General features: G+C 55.4%; 5 protein-coding genes and 1 pseudogene. 5 read left to right on the forward strand and 1 reads right to left on the reverse strand.

What is annotated here, in order from left to right; genetic code table 11:
* Window positions 1–142: 142 nt before the first annotated feature.
* Window positions 143–1360, reverse strand: a complete 1218-nt coding sequence (gene serB, locus Q4526_RS06605) for a phosphoserine phosphatase SerB (RefSeq protein WP_303604833.1) — start codon at window positions 1358–1360, stop codon at window positions 143–145.
* Between the two features lie 210 nt (window positions 1361–1570).
* Here serB and Q4526_RS06610 point away from each other — a divergent pair, with 210 nt between their 5' ends.
* The 5 genes and pseudogenes from Q4526_RS06610 to Q4526_RS06630 all read left to right on the forward strand — a co-directional run.
* Entirely contained in the window at window positions 1571–2791 is a 1221-nt protein-coding gene (locus Q4526_RS06610) for a hypothetical protein (RefSeq protein WP_215976140.1), read from the forward strand.
* Window positions 2792–3028: 237 nt separating this feature from the next.
* Complete coding sequence (locus tag Q4526_RS06615; protein ID WP_215976141.1) at window positions 3029–4738, forward strand: lysophospholipid acyltransferase family protein; 1710 nt, start codon at window positions 3029–3031, stop codon at window positions 4736–4738.
* A gap of 151 nt (window positions 4739–4889) precedes the next feature.
* On the forward strand, window positions 4890–6251 hold the full coding sequence (gene mpl, locus Q4526_RS06620; protein WP_215976142.1) for a UDP-N-acetylmuramate:L-alanyl-gamma-D-glutamyl-meso-diaminopimelate ligase: 1362 nt from the start codon (window positions 4890–4892) through the stop codon (window positions 6249–6251).
* Window positions 6252–6262: 11 nt separating this feature from the next.
* Window positions 6263–6874: a flavin prenyltransferase UbiX gene (locus Q4526_RS06625; protein WP_215976143.1), complete on the forward strand. Its 612-nt coding sequence runs from the start codon at window positions 6263–6265 to the stop codon at window positions 6872–6874.
* Window positions 6874–7273: pseudogene (locus Q4526_RS06630) on the forward strand (hydroxymethylglutaryl-CoA lyase); the annotation flags it as partial. The gene Q4526_RS06625 and the pseudogene Q4526_RS06630, both read left to right, overlap by 1 nt.

Genomic DNA, 7273 nt, shown 5'->3' on the forward strand with positions numbered 1-7273 from the left:
GAATGCTGAATGCTGAACAATATTGTGCTGTGCTAGCCTGTAGCAAAGTCAACCACTATTCACTGTTTTAGCACCTTACAATACACATTCCGCCTTTTACGTCCTGCGTTCAGCTTTCTGCGTATCGCTTACTGCCCCCCAATCAAACAATCCGGTCTCTATCCCGAAACCCCATCAAATAGAGAATAGCATCTAGCCCCAGCGTTGAAATGGCTTGCTCGGCGCTGGCTTTCACTAACGGCTTAGCGCGAAAGGCTATTCCGAGGCCGGCGGCACTGAGCATGGGCAGGTCATTAGCGCCATCGCCCACCGCAATGGTTTGCTCGGCGGTAATGCCCTCGCGCTCGGCCAGCAGTTTTAATAACTCCGCTTTGCGCTGACCATTTACCACCTCGCCTTTTACCTCACCGGTCACTTTGCCATCTACAATTTCCAGCTGGTTGGCGAATACATAATCCACCCCTAACCGTTTTTGTAAAAACTCACCAAAATATTGGAAGCCGCCGGATAAAATCGCGGTTTTATAACCGAGGTGTTTTAAACTGCTAATCAGTTTTTCCGCCCCTTCGGTAATGGGCAGGTTCTTGGCAATATCGGCCAGAACGGTCTCGTCCAAACCTTTCAACAGGGCCATACGGCGGGCAAAGCTCTCGTTAAAATCCAACTCGCCACGCATGGCAAGCTCGGTAATTTCCGCCACCTGCTCACCCACGCCCGCGGCTTTGGCTAATTCGTCAATCACCTCGGCCTCGATCAGGGTCGAATCCATATCAAAGCACACTAAACGGCGGTTGCGGCGATAAACTGTGTCGCGCTGGAAGGCAATATCAACCTCGTGATGAGTCGACAGCTCCATAAAGTCGGCGCGCAGTGCTTCGCGATCGGCCGGCTCGCCGCGCACGGAAAACTCCACACAAGAGCTGCTGCGTTGGTCGAGTCCATCGAGGGGAATACGCCCGGACAAACGATTAATATTGTCGATATTTAAACCGTGCTTTACCGTCACCTGAGTCAGATCGGCAATTTGCCCAGCGGTTACCTCACGCGCCAACAGGGTGACGATATAGCGCGCCTTACCTTGATGCTCAACCCACTGCTGGTAACTGGCTTCATCAATGCAGGTAAAGCGCACCTGAATTGACAGCTCCGCCACTGCCGCTCGGATTTCTTGTAGAAGGGTTTCTTGCTCAACCGCACCGGGGTCAATACCGACCAGCAGTCCTAACGTTAAGTTATCGTGAATCACCGCTTGGCCAATATCGAGCACAGCGGCCTGATAGCGATTAAGCACCTGAGTGATGGCAGAGGTTACACCGGGCTTATCTTCCCCGACGGCATTGATCAAGACGATTTCTTTCACGGTCACCAGCGCTATGATAAAAGCAGGCATTATAGCGTTTAACCGTCGTCAAATACTAACAACGGCCGGAAAAAAACTGCCCTCGATGACGCTTTATGTTCCCCAGCCTCACCTAACCGACAAAGGTCCGTGCCCACGACCGGTGAATTGCGTTAAGATACCCCACAGCAACTACAGCGCCACCTTCCACCAGAGAACACTGAGCCTTAAATGACACTGAAGCAAACCCTTAGCCGCCACCCCTTGCTGGGTTTATGCCTATCGCTGATGGCGCTATTGGGCTTGGCCGGCGCCTTGCTAACGTTGCATTTTGCTCAAGGGCAACTGGAGCAGGATGCCAGCCACTACGGCGAAGCTTTGGCCGAGCGCGGTGCGTCACAAGCGGTTGAACCCGCCATCAGCCAAGACATGATCAGCCTGCAGGTGATTCTGCAAGCCATTGCCCAACAGCCGAGAGTCAGCGGCGCCACCATTCACGATGTAGAAAACCAACTGTTGGTGCAAAGTGGCTCTGGGGATGCTCCGCAGCATTATGCCAAACTTAACTTTAGCGCCCCCATTACTCTGGACACCCACATCGCTGGGCATTTAACCGTTTCGCTAGCGCTGCCACCCACCCATTATATTTACGCGCGCTATATTGTTATTTGGGCGCTGATGGTAATGGCTGCCATGTCGATTTGCGCCCTCAGTTACCGCCACCTTTGCCAAAACCAGACAGACAAAACATCCGCTCCTACTCAGCCCGAGCCTGACCAGCACGCCTGCGATACAACCACAGACTTGTACGCCCCCGAAACAGCGGCAGAACAAGCGCCCCATGAACAAGAGGTGCCAGAGCAAGAAACACCAGAACAAACAGCGTGGCAAGAAACGGGGGCAGATGAAAGCGAAGAACCTCTGAGCAATTGCGCCGATGCTCCATACGAAACCAGCACTGTCATCGTGCACCTTGAGCTAATCAACTTAAAGCAACTGCAACAGCAGTTATCACTGCACGGTTACCAGCAATGCCTGCAAAAATTCAACCAGTTAATGAAAGGCATATTGGCACTGTATGCCGGCCAGTGGGTCAGTCTGGAAGACGGCAGACTCACCTTAATAGTGAACGCCGACACCCGTGACGACGCCAGCTTTTACGGTATATGCATTGGCCATCTAACCTGCACTCTCTCGCAAGAACAAACCAGCCCTCGCATTAAAGTGGCCGCGCGGGTCTTATCCGACTCGGCTCATAACAACGCCATTTATCCAGAACTGCCGATGGGCACTATCTGGGTGGACCCAAGCCTTCACTCCTATGCATTGAGTGACCACATTGCTATGTGCGAACAACAGTGTGTCAATCGTATACTTCCCCCCTACCAAGCACTGCTTGAGCGTCAAAGCTCGCAGCTGCTGGCGGCTGTGAGACAAAATGAACCCAGCTAACAGACTGACCTGTAGTCGCCGCTGCCACTTTTCGATGGGTGGACAAACACTTTCAAAATAACGTCTAAATGACGAAGCAACCTGAAAGCCTGAGTACATAAGGGGGTTTTCAGCAGCCGGCCAAACACTGTCATCATTTGGTCACCCAAGCATCACCTAACTGTCATTAAAGCGCACTAGCGTAGCTTGTCATTAGCCCCCAGAGTTTAACTGGGGCCATAAAGACAGGCCATGCGTATGTTGAATATCGAACAATCGGTTACCGATAAATTTCCGCGGTTCGCCGCCACCAAACCCATCTTAAAAAAGCCCACCCTTTCGCTGCTGCGCCGCTTGACCCACGAGCAGCAAATCAACGCTTTTTTGCGTGACAACGAGGGGCTAAAGGGCATCGATTTTATCGATCAGATTTTCGACTACTTCAACTTTAACTACAGTGTCGGCTCGCGCGACCGCAATAACATTCCATCCCAGGGCCGGGTGGTTATTATTGCCAACCACCCCATCGGCTCGCTGGACGGCCTGGCACTGTTGCATATGGTGCGCAGTGTACGGCCCGATGTGCGTATTGTTGCCAACGATATGCTGATGGCCTTTGAGCCATTGCACGACGTGTTCTTGCCCCTCGACAATATGACGCGCGGCGCTTACCGCAAGAGCTACAAAGCCATTATGGATGCGCTTAAAGACGAGCAGGCGGTCATCATTTTCCCCGCTGGTGAAGTCTCGCGCGCCACCGCCAAAGGCATTCGCGATGGCGCATGGCACGCGGGCTTTTTGCACTTCGCCCGCAAAACCGGCGCACCCATTTTGCCCATCTGCATCGACGCTAAAAACTCGCTGCTGTTTTACTCCGCCTCCATGCTCTACAAACCGTTCGGTACCGCGCTGCTAGCGCGCGAAATGTTTAAAAAGCAATCCACCGAAATTCGTATGCGCATCGGCGAGACGATTCCCGCCTCAGAGCTGGAGGCTAAAAATCTGGCTGACAAAGCGCTGATTCGCCGGCTGAAAAAACACCTGTATAAACTGCGCAAAAAACGCGATGCGCAATTCGTCACCGAACGCACCATCGCCCACCCGGAGGAGCGCAGCGCCCTGCGCAAAGAATTCGCGCAAGCGCAGCAAATCGGCACGACCTCCGACAACAACAAAATATTTTTGTGCAACTACGCCGAGCACCCCACCATATTGCGAGAAGTTGGCCGCCTGCGCGAACACACCTTCCGCAAAGTCGGCGAAGGCACAGGCGCCCGGCGCGATCTCGACAAGTACGATCATCACTACCTGCACCTGGTACTGTGGGACGACGCCAACCTCACCATTGCCGGCGCCTACCGCATTGGCGATTGCGGTCGTATTTTGCAAGAACACGGCGCCGAGGGGCTCTACACGAACGAACTGTTCACCTATCACCCCGCCATGTTTACCTATCTGGAGCAGGGCGTGGAGCTTGGGCGCAGCTTTGTTCACCCCGACTACTGGGGCAAGGCCAGCCTGGACTATCTATGGCAAGGGCTGGGGGCTTACCTAAACCACAACCCGCAGGTGCGCTATGTGCTGGGGCCGGTGAGCATGAGCGACACCTACCCCAAACACCTGCGCGACTTAGTCGTGTTCTTTTACCAGCACTATTTCAGTACCGGCCAACCACTGGCACTGGCACCTCACCCCCATGTGATAGAACCGGAAACTTATGAGCAATTACTGAATGAGTTTAAAGCGCTGGAGCAAGACGACGCCCTGCGCCATATGCAGCAACAATTCAGTGCCGCCGGCCACAAATTCCCCACCCTGTACAAACAGTACGCCGCCCTCTACGAGCCCGGCGGCTACAGCTTAATCGCCTTCAGCGTCGACTCCGACTTCGGCAACTGCCTGGACGGTTTGTTTATGGGCGACTTAAGCAAAATGAAAGCGACCAAGAAAAAGCGGTATTTTGGTTGATGCGAAAACACGTCGGACGTCTGAAGTCAGAGGTCCGACGCCACGCCCCCAAAATTAAGAGTTAAAGCGTCTGGCGTCAGTCATCAGACGTCTGACCTCGCAATTTATGCTAAGCTCGCTGCACTCTAAATATGACGATTGAAGCGCGACTATGCACATTCATATTCTCGGTATTTGCGGCACCTTTATGGGTAGCCTGGCGAGCCTTGCCAAAGAGCTGGGCCACCGGGTAACCGGTTCCGACCAAAACGTTTACCCGCCCATGAGCACGCAACTGGAGCAGCTCGGCATTGAGCTGATCAGCGGTTACGACCCGGCCCAGCTCGACCCGGCCCCCGATTTAGTTATCATCGGCAATGCGCTCAGTCGCGGCAACCCGGCGGTTGAGGTAGTGTTAGAGCGCGGCCTGCCCTACACCTCGGGCCCCGAGTGGTTGCGCCAGCATGTATTGCCCGGCAAATGGGTACTGGCCGTGTCCGGCACTCACGGCAAAACCACCACCGCCAGCTTGCTGGCCTGGATGTTGGAATACGCCCACATGGCCCCGGGCTTTTTAATTGGCGGGGTTACACAAAACTTCCCCGTTTCGGCCCGTCTGGGCGACACGCCTTTTTTTGTGATTGAGGCCGACGAGTACGACAGCGCCTTTTTCGACAAGCGCTCCAAATTTGTTCACTACCAACCGCGCACGCTGATCATCAACAATATGGAGTTTGATCACGCCGATATTTTCGACTCTTTAGCCGATATCCAGCGCCAGTTTCACCACCTGGTTCGCACGGTACCCGGCAGCGGGCAAATTATTCACCCGACTGGAATTGACGCCATTGATGAAACTCTAAACAAAGGCTGCTGGAGCAATACCCTTAGCACAGGTGCCAACGGCCAGTGGCAATGCCGCTTGTTACAAGACGATGGCAGCCACTTTCAGGTATTGGAAGGCGCTCAGGTACAGGCTGAAGTGCGTTGGGACTTAACCGGCCAGCACAATGTGGACAACGCTTTGGCCGCCCTGCTGGCAGCGCGCCATGTGGGCGTAACACCGGAGGTGGCCGCCGCCGCGCTGGCCGAGTTTAAAGGGGTCAAACGCCGCATGGAGTGCATCGCCGATCTACACTCGATCAAGGTCTACGACGACTTTGCCCACCACCCCACCGCCATTAAAACCACGCTGGCCGGGCTGCGGGCCAAAGTGGGCCGCGACAAAATCATCGCCGTGATTGAACCGCGCTCCAACACCATGCGTATGGGGGTTCACAAAGACAACTTGGCAAACGCCTGCAGCGATGCCGACGATGTACTCTGGTACCAGCCCCCGGCATCCGACTGGGATCTGGCCGATGTGATTAACCACTCGCCGGTGCCCGCCAAACTCTACCGCGAGCTGGACGGATTAATTCACGACGCCCTGGCGCTGGCCGAGGCCAACTGCCATATTGTGATTATGAGCAATGGCGGCTTTGGCGGTTTGCACGGTCGTTTAGTGTCGCAACTGAATAAACACGCCCTATGACGGAGGCCGCCATGAACGAACAACGCACAGTAACCCTCGCCATGACCGGCGCCTCGGGCGCGCAGTACGGGCTGCGTTTGTTGCAGTGTTTGCTGGCAGCCGACTGCCGGGTGTATCTGTTATTGTCTTCCGCCGCCGAGGTCGTGATTCGCACCGAAACCGAGTTGGATTTACCGACCGATTTAGACGAACAGCAAATCTTTTTAAGTCAGCGCTACGGCGCGGCGGACGATCAACTGATACTGTTCGGGCGCGACGATTGGTTCTCACCGGTGGCCTCAGGCTCCAGCTCACCGGCCTCTATGGTAATTTGCCCGGCCAGCGGCGGTACTTTTTCCAGCATCGCCACCGGGGCCAGCAACAACCTAATTGAACGCGCCGCCGATGTCGCCCTAAAAGAGCGCCGCCAACTGATTGTCGTGCCGCGCGAGACGCCCTACTCCGCTGTGCACTTAGAAAACATGCTCAAGCTCACTCAGCTCGGCGCGGTGGTGCTACCGGCCAGCCCCGGCTTTTACCTGCAGCCCGATAGCGTCGAAGCCCTGGTGGACTTTGTGGTGGCCCGCATTCTCGACCAACTGAATATCGAACAAGATCTGATGCCGCGCTGGGGCGAAGAGTAGTGCTGCCCAGCAAGGTTACCTTAGTAGAGGTAGGCCCGCGCGACGGCCTGCAAAACGAGCCGGGCACCATCGCCTGCGCCGATAAAATCGTCTTAATCCACGCCCTGGCCGAGGCCGGTCTTACCCGCATTGAGGCCGGCGCCTTTGTAAACCCCAAGTGGGTGCCACAAATGGCCGACAGCGAAGCCGTGTTCGCCGGTATTGAGCGCCGCTCGGGGGTAAGCTACAGCGCCCTCACCCCCAACCTGAAAGGTTTTGAGCGGGCCCGGGCGGCGCAGGCATCCGAGGTCGCCATTTTTGCCGCCGCCTCCGAAGCCTTTAGCCAAAAAAACCTTAACTGCAGCATTGATGACAGCCTGGCCCACTTTAGCGACGTCACCCGCGCCGCCCGCGCAGCCA

It is taken from the genome of Gilvimarinus sp. 2_MG-2023 (assembly GCF_030547685.1).
GTDB lineage: Bacteria > Pseudomonadota > Gammaproteobacteria > Pseudomonadales > Cellvibrionaceae > Gilvimarinus.

Excerpts from the sequence above, each read along its gene's own strand:
- Q4526_RS06610 (WP_215976140.1), top strand. The coding sequence starts at position 1,571 with ATGACACTGAAGCAAACCCTTAGCCGCCACCCCTTGCTGGGTTTATGC.
- Q4526_RS06615 (WP_215976141.1), top strand. The coding sequence starts at position 3,029 with ATGTTGAATATCGAACAATCGGTTACCGATAAATTTCCGCGGTTCGCC.
- mpl (WP_215976142.1), top strand. The coding sequence starts at position 4,890 with ATGCACATTCATATTCTCGGTATTTGCGGCACCTTTATGGGTAGCCTG.
- Q4526_RS06625 (WP_215976143.1), top strand. The coding sequence starts at position 6,263 with ATGAACGAACAACGCACAGTAACCCTCGCCATGACCGGCGCCTCGGGC.